The organism is Vibrio chagasii (assembly GCF_002954585.1).
Taxonomy (GTDB): domain Bacteria; phylum Pseudomonadota; class Gammaproteobacteria; order Enterobacterales; family Vibrionaceae; genus Vibrio; species Vibrio chagasii_A.
The window spans coordinates 15597-32896 of sequence record NZ_MSCI01000006.1; the positions used below are offsets into that span (position 1 = coordinate 15597).

Consider the following 17300-nt stretch of genomic DNA (forward strand, 5'->3'; position numbering starts at 1 on the left):
TGGTGCTTAAGCACTCCGCATTACTCTATCTGAGAGCGTGTCCACTTTTGTCTGCTTGGAATACTTTGAGATAGTGCTGATAGTAATCCTCTATCAGCTTTGCTGGTTGAGCTTCATTTAATGCCTTAAGTAGCTCAATACCAACCTCACAGGTACACAGGTGTCCACTGTCTTGATTGCGGCGCAACGTATATGAAGATTCACTGGTTACATCGAGGTGCACTTGCGGAATCGTCTGTAACCAAGGGCTTTTGTTGAGCATTTTTTTCGCTTCTTGCCACGTGCCATCCAAGATGATGAATAACGGCGTTCGTTCACTCACTGTATCCGAAACCGCTTGCTGACATTCAATGCTTTTATCACTTGGAAACAACAGCAAAGGCTGATGAGTTTCATCATTAAGTAAAGCCAGTAGTTCGGCTGGAGGCGTCTTACGCTGCCAAATAAAAGACTGACATTGCTTGAGTGAATGTTGCAGTAGCTTTCCGGTATTGGTGTCTCGTGTTAGTTCATTCTCGTGAGTGAGTAAAACTAGGTGGATTTGGCTTTCAGTATTCGGTATTCGATGACAAATACACTGATGAGTGAAACCACACCCACTGCAAGCTTGCTGATCGCTCATGGTTATAGCTTAACTCCGCTTTGTACTGGTGAGATGTCGTTAGCAAACAAAACAACATCGCTGATATCAGTATCATCGGCTACCGGTGCAACACTTGGGTTGAGTGGGTAGCTGATACCCGTATATGAGAGTGCGTGTTTGGCCGCTATTGCGCCCCCGCCGCTGACATTGAAGATCAGATCGTGCCAACCGTGACTTTTAGACTTACCCACACGTATATCGCCCTTTAGTAGTGTGACTCGGCTATTGAAGCGCCACTTGTCTTGATGGTTCTCGAAAATCAGCAGTGTACAACCACCTGAGCCACACCAATCGAGTTGTGCGAACAGCTCTTCTTTACCGTCACCGTTGAGGTCGTAGGTCAGCCAGCGGTATTTAGTATCATCAGGCGAGCTGTTGTTGATCTTAAAATATTCGCGGATCGCTTGGTCCACTTTTGGATCAAATTGATCACTGGAGTTCACTTGCTTAGCTGTTAGATCAACCGTGTTGGCTTGCGCTTGTACAGGCTTTGCTTCGAATAGTACTAGACCGCCGTTGGCAATCGGGTAGACGATATTGCCGACCTTTTCTTTCTCTGCGATTAGCTTACCGTTATCGAGTGTGAAGATACGCTCGGATATCAGGTATTGCTGCTGGTGGCGAGTCATGACGACCTGAACTTGGTTTTGGTTGAGTTGCTGCCAGAAGCCTTGCTCAACAATAGAAGGATCACCGTTGCTGTAAGAGTAGGTTGTTACTGCGCTATGGTCATCGTTGAGCTCAAGGTTAATAGAGAACCCTGAGTTCTGCGTTGAGCTAGCGAAATAGGTACCACTCCAGTCCAATGTAGGATCTTGGTTTGAAACCGTTGCACAGCCCGTGTAGTTGCTTTCATTGAGGTTAAGTTTCGCTTCCCAGCCGTAGATAGAGTCACTCATGCCGTCGCTGCAGTTCTCTTTCTTCAGGTTGAGCTCGCCTTGCGTTGCTTTACCCTCTAATTGGTAATCACGACTGCTTGGCGTGGTGCGGCTTGATTCGATGTTGAGAGCCTGAGGTGCTTCGCCCATCTTGGTATAAGTCAGCTGGCCTTTATCAAAGGTGGCTGACCAGAATGGTTCGTTGCCGAATACTCGTGTGGATCGCAGTGGTTGGTCGCAGCGTTCAGGGTTTTCTGCCGTTAAGATATTGACTTGATCAACCACGAAACGTGCTGTGAAATCAGCGTTGTAGCCGGTTTGGCTCGGTACGGTAAGGTGACCAATCAGTTCGCCATACAGAGCTTGATAAGGTCTGGCTGCTAACCCTTGTGCTTCTAACGCTAGCTCAGGGGACATCTCTAACCAGTATTGTTGTTGGCTTCCACAAGGGGTAAACGTGCGGCTTTCATGGCCTACCACAACTTGACCGCGCATGATGAAGGTTTGTGGTTGAACACTCAGAGGTTCATCTAAGGTTGCTGGTGGAACTTCAGGTTGTTGCGGTGTTTCTGGAGCGGTTACACAGCCTTGTAGCGCGAATGCGGCTAGCCATGTCACTGGGTTTTTCATTACCTTCATGTTATATCTTCCTCGGAGCAACCGTTAATTGGATTTATTATGGCATATTGGTTATTTAAAACAGAACCCGACACCTTTTCTATTCAGACGCTGAGAGTACAAAAAACCTCTTGTTGGGAGGGAGTTCGTAACTATCAAGCTCGAAATATGATGCGTGATGAGGTCAAGCTTGGCGACCTGGTGATGATATACCACTCATCATGTAAAAAAGTGGGCGTAGCGGGGATCGCAAAAGTAACCAGGGAAGCCTACCCAGACCATTTTCAATTCGATCCCGAGAGTGATTACTACGACCCTAAATCTTCACCCGATAACCCGCGCTGGATAATGGTTGATGTCGAGTTTGTTCGAGTGACTGAACGCTTGATCCCGTTAGCGACTCTTAAAGCCATGCCTGAGCTATCTGAAATGCCTTTGGTGAAGCGCGGCAATCGTTTATCGATCATGCCTGTGACGGAACAAGAGTGGCAGGCGATCTTAAGCAAAGAAGTGCTCGGTTCTCGTTAGAGGAAGCTTTTAGCGTAAGGTTCAAAAAAGGCAGCCATTGGCTGCCTTTTTGTATGATGGGGTTGTTTAGAGTAGGTGTTTCTCTAAGTAGTGCGCAACGGCATCATCAGCGTTGCTACCAATCACTTCATTGTCTGGTAGTGCTTGCATCACTTTCTCGTGCGATGTGCCCATGATTAGGCCTTTACCTGCCATTGCCAGCATCTCAGCGTCATTCATACCATCACCAAAGGCAACACAGTTATCCAGCGTTAGGTTCAGAGATTTCGCGACAGCGTCTAAAGCATGACCTTTAGATACTTCAGCGGCCATCACTTCCAGACACCAAGGTGTTGAGAAGGCCACGTTTAACTTGTCTCCAAATGCTTCTTTTAGCTTTTGCTCAAACGTCACTAGGTGTTCGTGGTCTTGCTCTGGGTGAGTGAAGAAAACCTTGGCAATGCCGTCGCTCGGCGCATTGTCTGCTTCAAAGCGCTTGTAGCTGAAGCCTGACTCACTGTGGAACTTAGCTAGCATTTCATCTTCACGATCGAGCAACCAATCTTCATTTTGGTACATGTGAATGAAGATGTTTGGATCTTGGCGAACAATATCAATAACCGGTTGAACGAGTTCTTGAGGTACGTTTTGGCTATACATTAGCTGATCATTCTGGTCGTGCACGCGAGCACCGTTCGACGTGATCATGTATGCCGGAATCCCTGCGATTTGACGAATCCCAGCTACATCGACGTGATGGCGACCCGTTGCGAAGATAAAGGTATAACCTTGCTCGTGTAACTTCTTTAGCGTTAGCTTGGTAAAATCGCTCAACTGATGGTTGGGAGCCAGTAGCGTACCATCTAAATCAGAGGCAACGATTTTCACGGAATCTTTAAGTGCAGGAATAGTCATTTAACCCTCATTGCAAAGTGCTTAACCAATATCAACACTAGCCAATGCTAGTATCGTTTGAACTACAATATCTCGACCCAGAAATTGTATGCCAAAATCATGCAAGAAAAGAGGGCAAAGCTCACTTACTTCTCTTCCTCTTTATTCGCTATCATATGGCTCGTTTCTTATGCAGTTGATGTGAGTACTAAGCAAAGAACTGATTAATGACATCCAGTGTTTGATTACGGTATTTGTCTTGCTCAAACAACACTTCATGCCTTGAGCCTTCAATAACTTTAAAGTGGCAATCCGGGTTGGTTTTCTTCAGCTTGTTGATGAATTTCACCTGAGCATCGTTACTCACAATCTTCTCTTCACCAGCTTGAATCAGCAATAGAGGGATCTTGATTTGACGAGTCTGTTGGATTGACTGCTTGGCTGCCATTAACCCTTGCCATACCCAGCGAGTGCTAGCGCCACCGACTTGCAGTGAAGGGTTCTCTTCGTAAAGTCGACGGAACCACTGATAACGAACCTTGCTTTGGCTCAGGAGGTTATTCTCGAAAGGTTTCGAGTAATAGGCCTGCTGACCTGGAGCGTAAACCGGTTTGGCGTGATACGCGGTAAGCACTTGCCCAACAATCATCGCGATAGGCTTTAAGTACCACTCGGTGTTGATACCAAACATTGGGGCGCACAAGGTGACCTTATCAAATGGGTGGTCTGGATGGGTTTGTAGATAGCGTGTCGCGATAGTGCTCCCCATTGAGTGGGCTAACAGGTATCGCTTGGCATACTTGCTGAGGTCAAAGCTGGCAATCATGTCAGACATATCAGATGCATAATCATCAAACTCATGAATGTGACCAATGTCAGAGTCTGCTACCATACGTTCCGACTGGCCTTGACCTTGATGGTCAAATGAATAAACGTCGTAGCCTTGTTGATAAAAATCATAAAAAATTTCTTGGTATTTTTGGCAGCATTCGATACGGCCATTTGAAATCACAATAGCTTTGCTGTGCTTCTCTGAGGTGAGGCTGCACCAGTACAGTTTCTTTTTACCAGACGATGTTAAATACCCCTCTTTTCTTTGTTGCCAAAGAGCGTTGATCGGGTGTTTAATCGCATGATCGAACTGAGGTTCTTGAGTGTAAGGGAAGGCGGTTTCGCTGTGGTTTTCCATGGGAAATTACCTGAACTGATGCGTGGAGAGCTTTATTGCTACTAATGTTGTTAGATTAAAGAACTAGTAAGGAAATGCAAATGGATACTCATGTTTGGCTTGCTTATGTTGTCACAGCGATTTTGTTTAGCTTGGCTCCGGGCTCGGGTACCGTAAATTCAATCAGCAATGGGTTAAGTTATGGCACTCGAAAGTCATTGGCATCAATCGTCGGTTTACAGCTTGGTCTTGCGTTCCACATTATGCTGGTGGGCGTGGGTATCGGCGCGCTCGTTGCTAAGTCTGCGTTGGCGTTCACCATCATTAAATGGGTTGGTGTGGTTTACTTAGTTTGGTTAGGTATTCAAAAGTGGCGTGATAGCTCGAGCCTAGTGGCATCTGAAGAGAGCTCGACTCTGTCGAGTGGCAAACTGCTGAGAAACGCTGTGCTTATCAACCTAACTAACCCGAAATCCATCGTGTTTTTGGTGGCTCTGTTTCCTCAATTTATTGACCCTACACAACCTCAAGCACCGCAGTTCTTAGTGCTAGGTGTGACGACAGTATTCATTGATAGCGTTGTTATGTTGGGTTACACCTCATTAGCATCACAAATGGGACGTTTTATTCGCTCTGATCGCATAATGGGTAAGATAAATAAAATATTTGGTGGTATGTTCATGGGCTGCGGTGCTTTGCTAGCTGCCGCGAAAGCTTAGATTAAGCGACTGAGTTATAGTTAAACCAATCAGAGTTATCAAGAAATGACCGCTACATACGTTGCTCGACAACCTATCTTAAATCGTAAGAGGAATACACTCGGCTATGAGTTGTTATTTCGCGATGGCGAAAAGAATGCGTACCCAGCGCATATTGAGTCTAATCGAGCAACGTATCGTCTGATTGTTGAGAACTTCTTGTCTGTGGGTCTTAACCCTTCCATTCCATCTTCACGCTGCTTTATTAACTTTCCTTATCAAAGTTTGATTCGTCGACTGCCCTTAAGTTTGCCGAAAGATAAAGTGGTGGTAGAGATTCTGGAAACCTGCAAACCGACAGATGAATTGTTGGAAGCGGTTAAAGACCTTTACCAAGCGGGTTATATGATCGCCTTAGATGATTTTACTTCGACCCCAGAATGGGAACGTTTCCTTAAATACACGCATATCGTAAAGCTCGATATCATGCAGATGGGTTTGGATGAAGCGTGTGATTTGGTTAGGGCACACCAAGGGAAGAAGTTTAGCTTTTTGGCGGAGCGTGTTGAGACCGAGCAAGAATTCCAGCAAGCCAAAGAAGCTGGCTTTAAGTTTTTCCAAGGCTACTTTTTCAATAAACCGGAAATCATCAAGAGTAAGTATATTAGCCCTGAGCAAGTGATTGCTATGGAGCTGTTCCAAGAAGTGTGTAAGCCCGATGTGGACTTTCAACGTGTCGAAAGCATTGTTGCGAAAGATGTGGCGCTCTCATACAAGCTGCTGCGGTTTGTGAATACTATGTCGCCGCGCCTCGAAGTGACCATCTCTTCTTTTCGTCAGGCTTTGGTGTATCTAGGGCAAGAGAAACTGAAAATGTTTGTTTCGTTAGCCGTAGCCTCTTATGTCTCTGATAAAAAGCCGAAAGAGCTGTATGGACTGTCCCTACAGCGTGCCCAGTTTTGTCAGCGTATGTCTCGCTATCAGGCATTTGAAGGGTATAGAGAGCAGGCCTTTATGATTGGCTTATTCTCCTTGTTAGATGCGCTGTTGGATTTGTCGTTAGAGAACTTAGTCGAGCAGTTGCCTCTGTGTAAAAGTATCAAGGTTGCTCTATTACGTAGGGAAGGCCCTTACGGTACTTTGCTTGCCCTTGAAGAGAGCTTTGAGCATGCGGATTGGCAGCAGATTGATGAGCACTGCGCTGACTTAGGGCTTAGCGTGGATCAGGTGAAAACTGAACTTACAGAAGCGCGTCGCTGGAGTCACAGAGTGACCAATAAGCTATAGTGTTGCTTTATTAAACTTTTATGACATTTAAAACGCACGCCTTGACGTGCGTTTTTTTACAACTAACATATACGCATATCCATATATGAGTATGTAGTTATGCTTCCTCACCAATTTTTTAAATTACTGTCTGACGAAACGCGAGTGCGTTGCTTGATGTTGATTGTGCGCCAAGAGTGCCTTTCAGTTGGTGAGTTGACTCAGGCATTGCAAGAAAGTCAGCCAAAAGTATCACGCCACCTTGCGCAGCTGCGTTCAAACGGCATTTTGACTGACGTTCGCCAAGGGCAATGGGTGTTCTATCGCCTTGCTAATGATTTACCGGGTTGGATGCTAAAGTTAATTGATGACCTTATCGCATCGAACTGTTTGAAAACTGAATACCAACAAGACATTGAGCGCCTAGAAGCGATGACTTCACGCCCTCAATGTTGCGTTTGATCGAATATTTTTAGATTCACCACTGACTGAGAGAACACATAATGACAGTTAAAGTAGGTATTAATGGTTTTGGCCGTATCGGCCGTCTAGCACTTCGCGCAGCTTTCGATTGGGAAGAGCTAGAGTTTGTAAAGATCAACGATGTAGCTGGCGATACAGCAACGCTTGCACACCTTCTAGAGTTCGATTCAGTTCAAGGTCGTTGGAACCATGAAGTAACAACTGAAGGCGACGAGATGATCATCAATGGTCAACACATCAAAACCACTAAAGAGCGTGACATCGACGCGATCGATTGGTCTGGTTGTGATGTTGTGATTGAAGCGACAGGTGTTCACCGTAAGACTTCTTTCCTAAACAAATACCTAGAGCAGGGCGTGAAGCGCGTTGTAGTTTCTGCACCTGTAAAAGAAGAAGGCATCGCAAACATCGTGGTTGGTGTTAACGACAACATCTTCGACCCAGCAGTACACAAAATCGTAACGGCAGCGTCTTGTACCACTAACTGTATTGCACCTGTGGTTAAAGTGATCAACGAGAAACTTGGTATCGAGAATGCCTCTTTCACAACGATTCACGATCTAACTAACACTCAGACTATCCTAGATGCGCCACATAAAGACCTACGTCGTGCACGTGCATGTGGTATGAGCTTAATCCCTACCACGACAGGTTCTGCTAAGGCGATTGTTGAGATCTTCCCTGAGCTAGAAAACCGCATCAACGGTCACGCGGTTCGTGTACCACTAGCGAACGCGTCTCTGACTGACATCATCTTCGAAGTGAAGCAAGACACGACGGCAGAAGAAGTGAACGCGATGCTGAAAGAAGCATCTGAGAACGAGCTAAAAGGCATCCTTGGCTTTGAAGAGCGCCCACTTGTGTCTATCGACTACAAAGGCGACCAACGCTCTACAATCGTAGATGCACTCTCTACCATGCTGGTTGGTAAGCGCATGGTTAAGATCTACGCTTGGTACGACAACGAAATGGGTTACGCGACACGTACCGCAGAGTTAGTACGTACTGTCGGCTTAGCATAAACCTGAGTACTTAGGAGACAACACTATGACACATCCAACATGGCAACTAGACTTTGAACAAGGTGCGCTGATTCTGACTCCATGCCCAGGTACTAAAGAGGCTGATCTTGATGCATCTCTGACACAACTGAAAGAGCAGGGCGTTAAAGCTATCGTGACTGCGCTCGATGATGCAGAGCTTGCAAGCAAAGACGTGGCAGCACTTGGCGAGAAAACTCGTGCGCTAGGCATGCAGTGGTTCCAAATCGAAATCGAAGACGATTGTGCTCCAGGTGCTGACTTTGCGGCGAAATGGTCTACAGCAAGCCCTGAGTTGCACAAAATCGTTGATAGCGGTGCGAAAGTCGCTATGCACTGCATGGGCGGTTCAGGCCGTACAGGTTTGTTCGCAGCTCACTTGCTGTTAGAAAAAGGTTGGGATCTCGACAAGATCGTTCAAGAAGTTCAAGCACTGCGTCCAGGTGCTTTCACTAAACCTATCCAGGTTGAGTACATCAATGGCGTAGCGAATAGCTAATAGTCACCGGTGTTAGACAAGGAGCTTTTGGTATCTGGAGTGTTAAGCTTATCGTGATCCAAAAGCTCTTTTTGTTTTGATTGCAGAGATAGCATTATGTTTTCAAATCTAAGTAAGAGCGTTCGCCAATACATGTTGGTGACTTTCAACTACTGGAACTTCACCATTACCGATGGTGCACTTCGTATGCTGGTGGTTTTGTATTTCTACGACCTTGGTTACAGCTCGCTAGAAATCGCCTCACTGTTCCTCTTCTATGAATTCTTTGGTGTGGTGACGAACTTAATCGGTGGTTGGCTGGGGGCGCGTCTTGGCCTCAATAAGACCATGAACATTGGCCTGGGGATGCAAGTTTTCGCCTTGGGTATGTTGGCCTTGCCATCGACCATGTTGACGATTCCTTGGGTAATGGCGGCGCAGGCGCTGTCAGGTATTGCTAAAGATCTTAATAAGATGAGTGCCAAGAGTTCAATCAAAACCTTGGTGCCGGATGAGCAGCAAGGTGCTTTGTATAAGTGGATTGCGATTCTGACTGGATCTAAGAATGCGCTTAAGGGTGCAGGCTTCTTTATTGGTGGTTTGCTGCTTTCAACGATTGGCTTCCAATACGCAGTGCTTGCGATGGCTGCAGTGCTGACTTTAGTCTTCATTGGCAGTGTAGTGCGCTTAGAGGCAGACATGGGTAAGGCGAAAACCAAGCCTAAGTTCAAACAAATCTTCTCTAAGTCTGAATCTATCAATATCCTATCTGCGGCACGTATGTTCCTGTTTGGTGCTCGTGACGTGTGGTTTGTGATTGCTCTGCCAATTTACCTTGGCAGCGTATTTGGTTGGGATCACTCATGGGTTGGAGGTTTTTTAGCAGCTTGGACCATCGCTTACGGCTTTGTACAAGGCATAGCGCCTAAGATTACCGGTAAAGCGCAGGGCAAGGTGCCAGATGGACATGCTGCACTATTATGGGCGGGCGCATTGGCTTTGGTAACGGCGGGTATCGCTTATGCGGTCCAGATAGCTTGGCAACCCGAACTGGTGATCATCGGTGGTTTGATGGTGTTTGGCGCCATCTTCGCGGTTAATTCATCGCTTCACTCATACCTGATTGTCAGTTACGCGAAAGGCGATGGTGTGTCGCTTGATGTGGGTTTCTACTACATGGCGAATGCAATGGGTCGCTTGATTGGCACAATCCTATCTGGCTTGGTATTCCAAATGGGTGGCTTATCCGCCTGTTTGTGGGTCTCGTTCGCGTTCCTAGCGATAACGACGGTACTTTCGTTGCGCTTGCCTAAGGTGCCACAAACCTCAGCGACATAAGCTTCCGTCGGATTCAATAAAATCGCGATATGCTTCTCCTTTAACAATAAGCTGACTTGGTATTTATTCCGGTCAGCTTTTTTATTGCTATAGTAGAATGATTGAATATTAATCAGGCATTTACATGAAGCAGCGAATTCTCTTCTTTGATCTAGCACGATGTGTCGCGGCCGTAGCGGTTATCGCGATTCATGTTTTGGCACCTTATCGCAACGAGCTAGGAACCATTCCTTTTGGTGAATGGCTAACGGCGGTTACGGTCAATGGTTTCAGCCGTTGGGCGGTACCTGTCTTTATATTGATAACTGGCGCCCTGATGCTCAGTGATCAGCGTCCATTTGATGCTAAGTATTATCTAAAGCGCCGTTTAGGTAAGGTGTTGATTCCTTTTATCGTCTGGTCGCTTTTCTATACCTACCTGTCTGGTTGGTCGGCAATGGGCTTTGATGCCGATGTCAGCTGGGATGTGTTGCTTAATAGCTATCACCACTACACCTATTATCACTTAGGTTTTTTCTATTACTTCATTCCACTCTATTTTGTGATTCCGTTCTTACAGATCATGGTGAGAAAGTATGGCGATAAGGCAGTTTATAGCTTCACTGCAGTGTGGTTGTTTACCTCGTTACTGTTCTTACTCAGAATCGATGGTCCTTGGAGCCATGAGCTGTGGCTTTACACTGGCTACTTGCCACTGGGTTATCTGTTGTACAAGAAAGTCCCACTCAACAAGTTTACCGTTAGCGTGAGTACTGGGCTCGGCGTGGCGGCACTGTTGACCACCGTTTATATGGTGGTTGATGCGAGCTTAGCCGCAGAAGAATACACGGTTGGTCGTTGGTTCTCTTACAAAACGCTGAATACTGTATTAGCTGCGAGCATGGTGTTCATGTTGTGTCGCTACTTTGGAAAAGGATTGTCAGATAAAGGCAATCAAGTGGTTGGCTTTATCAGTAAACATAGTTTAGGTATCTACCTACTGCATCCAATCTTTTTATGGCCAATGAAAGAGTTTGGTTGGTACCAAGGTCATCCAGCTTGGGTTATTCCATTATGGATAGTGATCAGCGGAGCAGGTGCTCTGTGGATGAGCTGGATAGTTTCTAAGTCAGAAAAGACACGTTGGCTATTGCCTTAGCGATACGCCAAGGCAGTGCGATATTGGTTTATTGTTGAATGTCGATGAGGAAGGGTTGAAGCGCTAGGGTTAGCGCTTCAACGCAAAGTGTAAGAACTTATCACCTTGGTAAGTTAAGGTCCCTTTGTCACCCGGGTTAAGAGCGTGGAAGTAGTGAATGCCGACTTGGAACTCACGTTTCGGACCAACCACACCGCGTTGAACATAAATCCAATACTCCTGGTCTTCTTGACCCGGTTCTGCATCAGGAAGGTCGATGGATTGTTTATCTAATACCGTGACGTTCACTTTCTTTTCTGGTGCGTTCTCGCCTTGCATGTGCTTTCGATAAAAAACAAGAAATACCCAGGCCGCGAGACCTGCGAGTGCAAAGATGGCAAAAAAGAGTGAGTTAGGCATATAACCTCCATGTAGTCGTAATGGTTATTCTAGTCTTTCGGGCAATAGGGATATGTGTTTAAAGCCGCTATTCGTGAACTGCTGTAAGCAAAGCTGATTATTTTTCGGCAGATATCACATTTAATGGCCAGTTTGGGATAAAGCACTGTTATTTCTTGTCTCTTTCTCTCGTAAATAGCAGTGATTTTGTATAAGAATAAGGAAATGCTCGACTAGAATTATAGTGTGGAGTGGGAGGGCCAAGATGACCGATATTGAAAAAGTGGTGACAAGAACTCGCAATATAGAGAAATTATTGAGACTTCAATATCACGCTGAAGGCGAAGGATTGCATGAGCTCGTAACAAGCTGTGAAGAAAGGCTACCGCACGATATGGTAAGCAAGCTGCGTTATATCGCGACGTGCCGAAATAAAGTAGTGAACGAACATGATGCCAAGTTGGAAGATCAACATAAGTTCATCATGATGTGTAACGACTGCGAGAAGGAGCTGACTCCACGTAGTGGTCGTTTTATCTGGCGAGTTGCGATTTTGCTGATGATGGCAATGACTTTGGCTGCCGCGGGTTTCTATTATGCGAACTGGGATGTGTTAACGCTACATCTGTTTTCGAAATGAAAAAATTGAACAAAAAAAGGGACGCTCATGGCGTCCCTTTTTTTATCTGTAACTTGCTTAGTACATCATCGGTAGTGTCATTAGACCAACAACTACCGCGATCATTACGAGTCCTTGTCTTTGCGAAGATGAAATCATAACACTACTCCTAAATTTGGTTGTCTCTCGCTATGTTTTAAAGAATAGCACTACTTATAGCTTTAGATCAAGAATTACTTTCGAAAGTCCCAAAAGTAGTAGAAAAGTGCTGCCATATGGCTTTTTTTGGAGTGTTTAAGTGTGATTTTTGGTGTGTTCTTATTTTGTTCGTTATGATTTATGTTTGTTCTAAATTGATTTAAGTTGTTGTTTTGTAATGGTTGTTTTGTGTGATTTATATTGTTAATGGTTGTTAAATTGTATTAATGAGGCTTGGTGCTTTTTGGGTGGGGGTTTGGTGCTTTTTAAGGTTTTTGCTTTGGTTTTTGTGGTGGTTTTTACATGGGGCTTAAAAAAAACTGACAAAACTTGTCATTTGAAAACTAACTTTCCCACTTTATAAGTCTAGGTTGGAATGACGTTTTTATTTTCCAGTTAATCTATATTTTTTATGCCTAAGCATCTGTTAATAAATGATTTGTCTGTGATTTATTTTACTTTTTAAAGTCGATAATGGGCGTTTTTTAGGGGCGAAGAAGGAAATCTTAAGAGAATAACTAGGTGAAAATGGGATCTGGCTTCTCTAAGCGAAGTTTAAGAGGGTTTTATAATGATTTGCTTCAGTTTTAAACGAATCACCATTCTCGAATCGTTAATTGCGATGACTTCAATCTAAAGGTGTTCTTTTTAGTGGAAGCGTAATCAAGATCCAATTTTGAGGGGCTGAGGCTTTACATCAATATTCGTGTGCCTAGACTGGCGACGATTTAAAGCAATAGGGCAAGTGGTATGTGGAGTTGGTTAGCGGTTTCCTTATCTGGTATCGGAGCAGTAGCAGGAACGAAACAAGGACATATCGGTCAGGCCTTATCGTATAAGGTATTTACCTTTGTATTATTAGCGATCATTGCTTTAACTCAGTCTGTTGTTGCTGACTATACGTTTTGGGTCGTTGCTGGCCTGGCGATCTCGGCGATCGCAGATGTATTTCACACCCTCACTCAAAAACGTCCCCTATATTTTGTTTGCTTTCTGCTAGCTCAACTTTGTTATAGCAAAGCCTTTTGGTTGCAGCTGTCTGGAGAAATGGTCTGGTGGTTGTTCGCCTTACTCTTGGCTGCTTGTGTAGTGGCTTTCTTCTTGCTGCTACCACGTTTAGATAAACTTGTTTTTCCTGTTGTGATTATGGGGATTGTGCTTATTCAGTTAACTTGGGCTTCTGGTGAGGTTTGGTTGCTTGACCCTAAGTTATCGCACGCGGTTGGATTTGCAGGTTGTAGCGTATTGCTGCTCTCGGCACTGGCGTATGCACTTAACTGTTACCGCAGCCCGATCAAAAGTGCTTACTTTTGGGTAACGGGTAGCTACTTTCTCGCCCATGCGCTTATCGTCGCCTCTCTGACCATTTAGGGTAGAGCGTCTCCAAGCCTGAGCTATATCAAGGCAGCTTTACTCAAACTCGGTACTCTACGTGTAATTCATTAAACATGAGATTGAGTTATGACTACCGAAATTCACGCACACAACGTTTTAAACCTGCTTAGTGAAAAACCTCTGACTCGAGAAGAGCTGACACAAGAACTGGCTCAGATGTATGGCACTGAAGCTCGTTTCCATACTTGTAAGCTAAATGGTCTCGATCTGGATGGTTTGCTGAAGTTTTTCCTGAAGATGGAAAAGGTTGTGCTTGTTGATGACAAGCTGTGCACGAATCGCGAGCGTGTGTGTAATCACTAATCTTGAGTGATTTGAGAGTGGATGCATTTGTAGTATCCACTCTTTCTATTCTTGCCTGTTTGTTCTCGTTAACGTACCGCAATGACATAAGTTAGCCTGCTGATGACTGTGTTCGAAAATCAATGTTGAGGCTGCTATACTCCGCGCACCTTCGCTTTACGAGACAAACTTATGGAAATCTTATCTGCAGCAACCATGCTGTTTCTTATCATGGACCCGCTTGGCAACCTGCCAATCGTGCTCTCTATCCTTAAGCATATTGATCCGAAGCGTCGTCGTATTGTTCTGATTCGTGAGCTGATGTTCGCGCTGGTTATCTTGCTCTTGTTCTTGTTTGCGGGTCAAAGCATCATGAACTTCCTGCACGTACAGCCAGAAACCCTGAGTATCTCTGGCGGTATCATTCTATTTATCATCGCGATTAAGATGATTTTCCCGAGCGCTGGCAGTATTACAGGGCTTGCTGCAGGTGAAGAGCCGTTTATCGTGCCGATGGCGATCCCTATGATTGCTGGTCCATCTGTCATTGCAGCATTGATTCTTCTTGCGACACAGCACCCAGACAACATGCTTGAGCTTTCAGCCGCTGTAATGCTGGCGTGGGGCGCTACCTTCTTCATTTTGATGTTCAATGGTTTCTTCTTGCGTGTATTAGGTGAGAGAGGGCTGAAAGCGATCGAGCGCCTGATGGGCTTATTGCTTGTTATGCTATCGACACAGATGTTCTTAGACGGTGTGAAAGGCTACATGGCTTAGTGTTGCTACCATCATTCAATAAAAAACGCCGCTCAACTGAGCGGCGTTTTGGTATCTGTTGCTTGGTAACAGCTTTCGATTACATCATGTACTTACGACGGATATCGAGTAAGGCGAAGATTCCAAAAATCAGAATTGCCCATTTTTCCCAACGCGTCATTTCGATTTTATCGCCGAACGCACCGATAAAGATCAGCATTTGCAAGCCATGCATAAAGAACAAGAACGCTGTCATGATGTAAAGCGCAATTGCGGCATTACCAGGGAACGGATGGAAAATGTTGACGATCAACACAAACCATACAAAGGCGATAGCGGCTTTGGCTAATGGAAGCAAGATATTCATTCAATCATTCCTATTCTTCAGTGATTCGGTTGAACAATCGGTAGCTCGACTGGCCAGTTGTCTTATCGCGGTGCAGTTCCCAGTTTTCAGGCATCGCTTCTAGCTTGAGTTCTTTCTCTGTTTCGACGTAAATAATCGCGTCGTCCGAGAGCCAGCCATTGCTCTCAAGTAGCTGTACCGTTTCTGCTAGCAAGCCTTTACGAAATGGTGGATCAAGGAATACCACATCGTAAGGCGTTCCTGGCTTCTTGAGGAAAGAGATAGCATCAGTATTTACCACATTGATGTTGTCTGCTTTGAGCTCTTTAGCATTATCAGAAAGCTGCTTAGCGGCCTTTTGATTCATTTCGAGCAGTGTCACCATTTTTGCTTGGCGAGAAGCTGCTTCAAAACCTAAACCACCAGAACCTGCAAATACGTCTAAGCAGGTCGAATTTGGGATATCTTGTGCGACCCAGTTAAAGAGTGTCTCTTTTACTCGGTCAATGGTTGGGCGTAAGCCTTCTAAATCATGAACAGGCAGCTTTCTACCTCTCCATGAACCACTAATAATTCGAACAAAGCCACCGGAAGGCTTTTTTTGTGATGTGTTTTGCTGGCGACGTCTTACCATAGATTTTTTGACCGCTAATAAAGTGATACTATACCGAGCCCAATTTAAGTTGGTTCGAGTATTAAATAAATTTGCAATGACAAAGTGTATCAAGCTAAAAGCAAACTTATCACTGCTTTGTCATTTTTCTTTACTATTCGTTTGTACAAGCTTGTATTGTATAACAATAGCAAAGAGTCGACGTGCATTAAGCCAATACAGCTAATTAGTAGATCTAGGAAACTCCTCTGATGACGGAAAAAAAGAAGCGCGGATTATTATCGTGGCTTGGTTTTGGTGAAGAAGAACAAAGCCCAAAAACTCAGAATGAAGCGAACGTAGAAAACGTTGAAGATCAAACTGAAGTTGAATCACAAGTCGAGGCTGTTGAACCAGTCGCGCCTGAAGCGGAAGCCGCTCAGTCAGTAGAATCTAAGTCTGATGAGTCAGAGCAAGCTCTGGAAGAGACTCAAGATGAGCAGCAGCCTGTCGAAGCAGAAGCAGAAGCAGAAGCAGAAGCAGAACAGGAACAAGAAGTTACTCCTCAAGCTCAGGTTGAAGAAGTACAAGAGAAGCCGACGGAAAGTTTCTTTGCTCGCCTAAAGCGTAGCCTAAGCCGCACTAAAGCAAACATTGGTGCAGGTTTCTTTGGTTTGTTCAAAGGTAAGAAAATCGATGATGATCTGTTCGAAGAGCTAGAAGAGCAGCTGCTGATCGCGGATGTGGGTATGAACACCACAGTTAAGATCATTGAAAACCTGACAGAAAAAGCATCTCGCAATGACTTAAAAGACGGTGAAGCGCTTTATGGTCTGCTGAAAGAAGAGATGGCAGAGATCTTAAGCCAAGTGGAACAGCCATTAGTGGTTGATACTACGAAAACGCCTTACGTTATCTTAATGGTTGGTGTGAATGGTGTTGGTAAGACAACGACTATCGGTAAGCTAGCGAAACAATTCCAAAATGAAGGCAAGAAAGTGATGCTAGCGGCGGGTGATACCTTCCGTGCGGCAGCTGTTGAGCAACTTCAGGTTTGGGGCCAGCGTAACGATGTGCCAGTTATCGCTCAACACACGGGCGCAGACAGTGCATCTGTTATCTACGATGCGATTGAAGCTGCGAAAGCTCGTGGCGTCGATGTTGTGATTGCCGATACAGCGGGCCGTTTGCAGAACAAGAGCAACCTGATGGAAGAGCTACGCAAGATTGTTCGTGTAATGAAGAAGATTGATGACTCTGCACCGCATGAAATCATGCTAACACTTGATGCTGGTACAGGTCAGAATGCTATCAGCCAAGCGAAACTGTTCAGTGAAGTTGCACCAGTAACCGGTATTACGCTAACTAAGTTAGACGGCACTGCGAAAGGTGGTGTGATTTTCTCAATTGCTGACCAGTTCCAGATTCCAATTCGTTACATTGGTGTTGGTGAAGGTATTGATGATCTGCGTCCATTTGAGTCAAAAGACTTCATTGAAGCTCTATTCAGCCGCGAAGAGTAACGCGAGTAGCAAAGTGGTTTATCCTTAACCTGCTATCGTTTTAAATTTGATATTAGTGATCG

At 45.1% G+C, this 17300-nt stretch carries 20 protein-coding genes; 13 read left to right on the forward strand and 7 right to left on the reverse strand.

Going from position 1 to position 17300, the window contains the following annotated elements; genetic code table 11:
* Positions 1-25: 25 nt before the first annotated feature.
* Both BTO10_RS22840 and BTO10_RS22845 read right to left on the reverse strand, forming a co-directional pair.
* A complete protein-coding gene (locus tag BTO10_RS22840) occupies positions 26-622 on the reverse strand; it encodes a tRNA-uridine aminocarboxypropyltransferase (RefSeq protein WP_105025899.1) in 597 nt (198 codons plus the stop codon).
* A gap of 2 nt (positions 623-624) precedes the next feature.
* Positions 625-2160: a COG3650 family protein gene (locus BTO10_RS22845; protein ID WP_105025900.1), complete on the reverse strand. Its 1536-nt coding sequence runs from the start codon at positions 2158-2160 to the stop codon at positions 625-627.
* Between the two features lie 39 nt (positions 2161-2199).
* On the opposite strand from BTO10_RS22845, the gene BTO10_RS22850 reads away from it, so the two are divergent.
* Positions 2200-2667, forward strand: coding sequence for an EVE domain-containing protein (locus tag BTO10_RS22850; RefSeq protein ID WP_004740480.1), 468 nt, complete (start codon positions 2200-2202; stop codon positions 2665-2667).
* A 66-nt stretch (positions 2668-2733) separates the two neighbouring features.
* Here BTO10_RS22850 and BTO10_RS22855 read toward each other — a convergent pair whose 3' ends face one another.
* Positions 2734-3561, reverse strand: coding sequence for a Cof-type HAD-IIB family hydrolase (locus BTO10_RS22855; protein WP_004740482.1), 828 nt, complete (start codon positions 3559-3561; stop codon positions 2734-2736).
* A gap of 187 nt (positions 3562-3748) precedes the next feature.
* On the reverse strand, positions 3749-4729 hold the full coding sequence (locus tag BTO10_RS22860) for an alpha/beta fold hydrolase (protein ID WP_004740487.1): 981 nt from the start codon (positions 4727-4729) through the stop codon (positions 3749-3751).
* 80 nt (positions 4730-4809) lie between these two features.
* Between BTO10_RS22860 and rhtB the strand changes: the two genes are divergently transcribed.
* From rhtB to BTO10_RS22895, 7 genes are all read left to right on the forward strand, one after another.
* Complete coding sequence (gene rhtB / locus BTO10_RS22865; protein ID WP_105025901.1) at positions 4810-5427, forward strand: homoserine/homoserine lactone efflux protein; 618 nt, start codon at positions 4810-4812, stop codon at positions 5425-5427.
* A 45-nt stretch (positions 5428-5472) separates the two neighbouring features.
* A complete protein-coding gene (locus BTO10_RS22870) occupies positions 5473-6693 on the forward strand; it encodes an EAL and HDOD domain-containing protein (RefSeq protein ID WP_004740491.1) in 1221 nt (406 codons plus the stop codon).
* Between the two features lie 99 nt (positions 6694-6792).
* A complete protein-coding gene (locus BTO10_RS22875) occupies positions 6793-7134 on the forward strand; it encodes an ArsR/SmtB family transcription factor (protein ID WP_004740493.1) in 342 nt (113 codons plus the stop codon).
* A 41-nt stretch (positions 7135-7175) separates the two neighbouring features.
* Positions 7176-8177: an ArsJ-associated glyceraldehyde-3-phosphate dehydrogenase gene (locus BTO10_RS22880; RefSeq protein ID WP_105025902.1), complete on the forward strand. Its 1002-nt coding sequence runs from the start codon at positions 7176-7178 to the stop codon at positions 8175-8177.
* A 25-nt stretch (positions 8178-8202) separates the two neighbouring features.
* Positions 8203-8694, forward strand: a complete 492-nt coding sequence (locus tag BTO10_RS22885) for a cyclin-dependent kinase inhibitor 3 family protein (RefSeq protein WP_105025903.1) — start codon at positions 8203-8205, stop codon at positions 8692-8694.
* A gap of 96 nt (positions 8695-8790) precedes the next feature.
* Positions 8791-10011, forward strand: coding sequence for an organoarsenical effux MFS transporter ArsJ (gene arsJ, locus BTO10_RS22890; RefSeq protein WP_105025904.1), 1221 nt, complete (start codon positions 8791-8793; stop codon positions 10009-10011).
* 124 nt (positions 10012-10135) lie between these two features.
* The gene (locus tag BTO10_RS22895; RefSeq protein ID WP_105025905.1) at positions 10136-11149 is read left to right on the forward strand and encodes an acyltransferase; all 1014 of its coding nucleotides are present in this window, start codon (positions 10136-10138) and stop codon (positions 11147-11149) included.
* 69 nt (positions 11150-11218) lie between these two features.
* Here the strand turns inward: BTO10_RS22895 and BTO10_RS22900 are convergent, their stop codons facing one another.
* On the reverse strand, positions 11219-11548 hold the full coding sequence (locus BTO10_RS22900; RefSeq protein WP_004740515.1) for a DUF2500 domain-containing protein: 330 nt from the start codon (positions 11546-11548) through the stop codon (positions 11219-11221).
* Between the two features lie 244 nt (positions 11549-11792).
* Here BTO10_RS22900 and BTO10_RS22905 point away from each other — a divergent pair, with 244 nt between their 5' ends.
* From BTO10_RS22905 to BTO10_RS22925, 4 genes are all read left to right on the forward strand, one after another.
* A complete protein-coding gene (locus BTO10_RS22905) occupies positions 11793-12167 on the forward strand; it encodes a hypothetical protein (protein ID WP_004740517.1) in 375 nt (124 codons plus the stop codon).
* Positions 12168-13094: 927 nt separating this feature from the next.
* Complete coding sequence (locus BTO10_RS22915; RefSeq protein WP_105025906.1) at positions 13095-13715, forward strand: lysoplasmalogenase; 621 nt, start codon at positions 13095-13097, stop codon at positions 13713-13715.
* Between the two features lie 90 nt (positions 13716-13805).
* Positions 13806-14042 (forward strand): YecH family metal-binding protein, encoded by a 237-nt coding sequence (locus tag BTO10_RS22920; RefSeq protein ID WP_008221868.1) that lies wholly within the window; start codon positions 13806-13808, stop codon positions 14040-14042.
* A 171-nt stretch (positions 14043-14213) separates the two neighbouring features.
* Positions 14214-14798, forward strand: a complete 585-nt coding sequence (locus tag BTO10_RS22925) for a YhgN family NAAT transporter (RefSeq protein ID WP_105025907.1) — start codon at positions 14214-14216, stop codon at positions 14796-14798.
* Positions 14799-14877: 79 nt separating this feature from the next.
* On the opposite strand, the gene BTO10_RS22930 is transcribed toward BTO10_RS22925, so the two are convergent.
* Together BTO10_RS22930 and rsmD are read right to left on the reverse strand one after the other, a co-directional pair.
* Positions 14878-15144, reverse strand: coding sequence for a DUF1145 domain-containing protein (locus BTO10_RS22930; protein WP_105025908.1), 267 nt, complete (start codon positions 15142-15144; stop codon positions 14878-14880).
* A gap of 10 nt (positions 15145-15154) precedes the next feature.
* On the reverse strand, positions 15155-15757 hold the full coding sequence (gene rsmD, locus BTO10_RS22935) for a 16S rRNA (guanine(966)-N(2))-methyltransferase RsmD (protein ID WP_105025909.1): 603 nt from the start codon (positions 15755-15757) through the stop codon (positions 15155-15157).
* Positions 15758-15987: 230 nt separating this feature from the next.
* Between rsmD and ftsY the strand changes: the two genes are divergently transcribed.
* Positions 15988-17238 carry a signal recognition particle-docking protein FtsY gene (gene ftsY / locus BTO10_RS22940; protein ID WP_105025910.1) on the forward strand — a complete coding sequence of 417 codons (1251 nt, stop codon included), beginning with the start codon at positions 15988-15990 and terminating at the stop codon, positions 17236-17238.
* Positions 17239-17300: the final 62 nt, after the last annotated feature.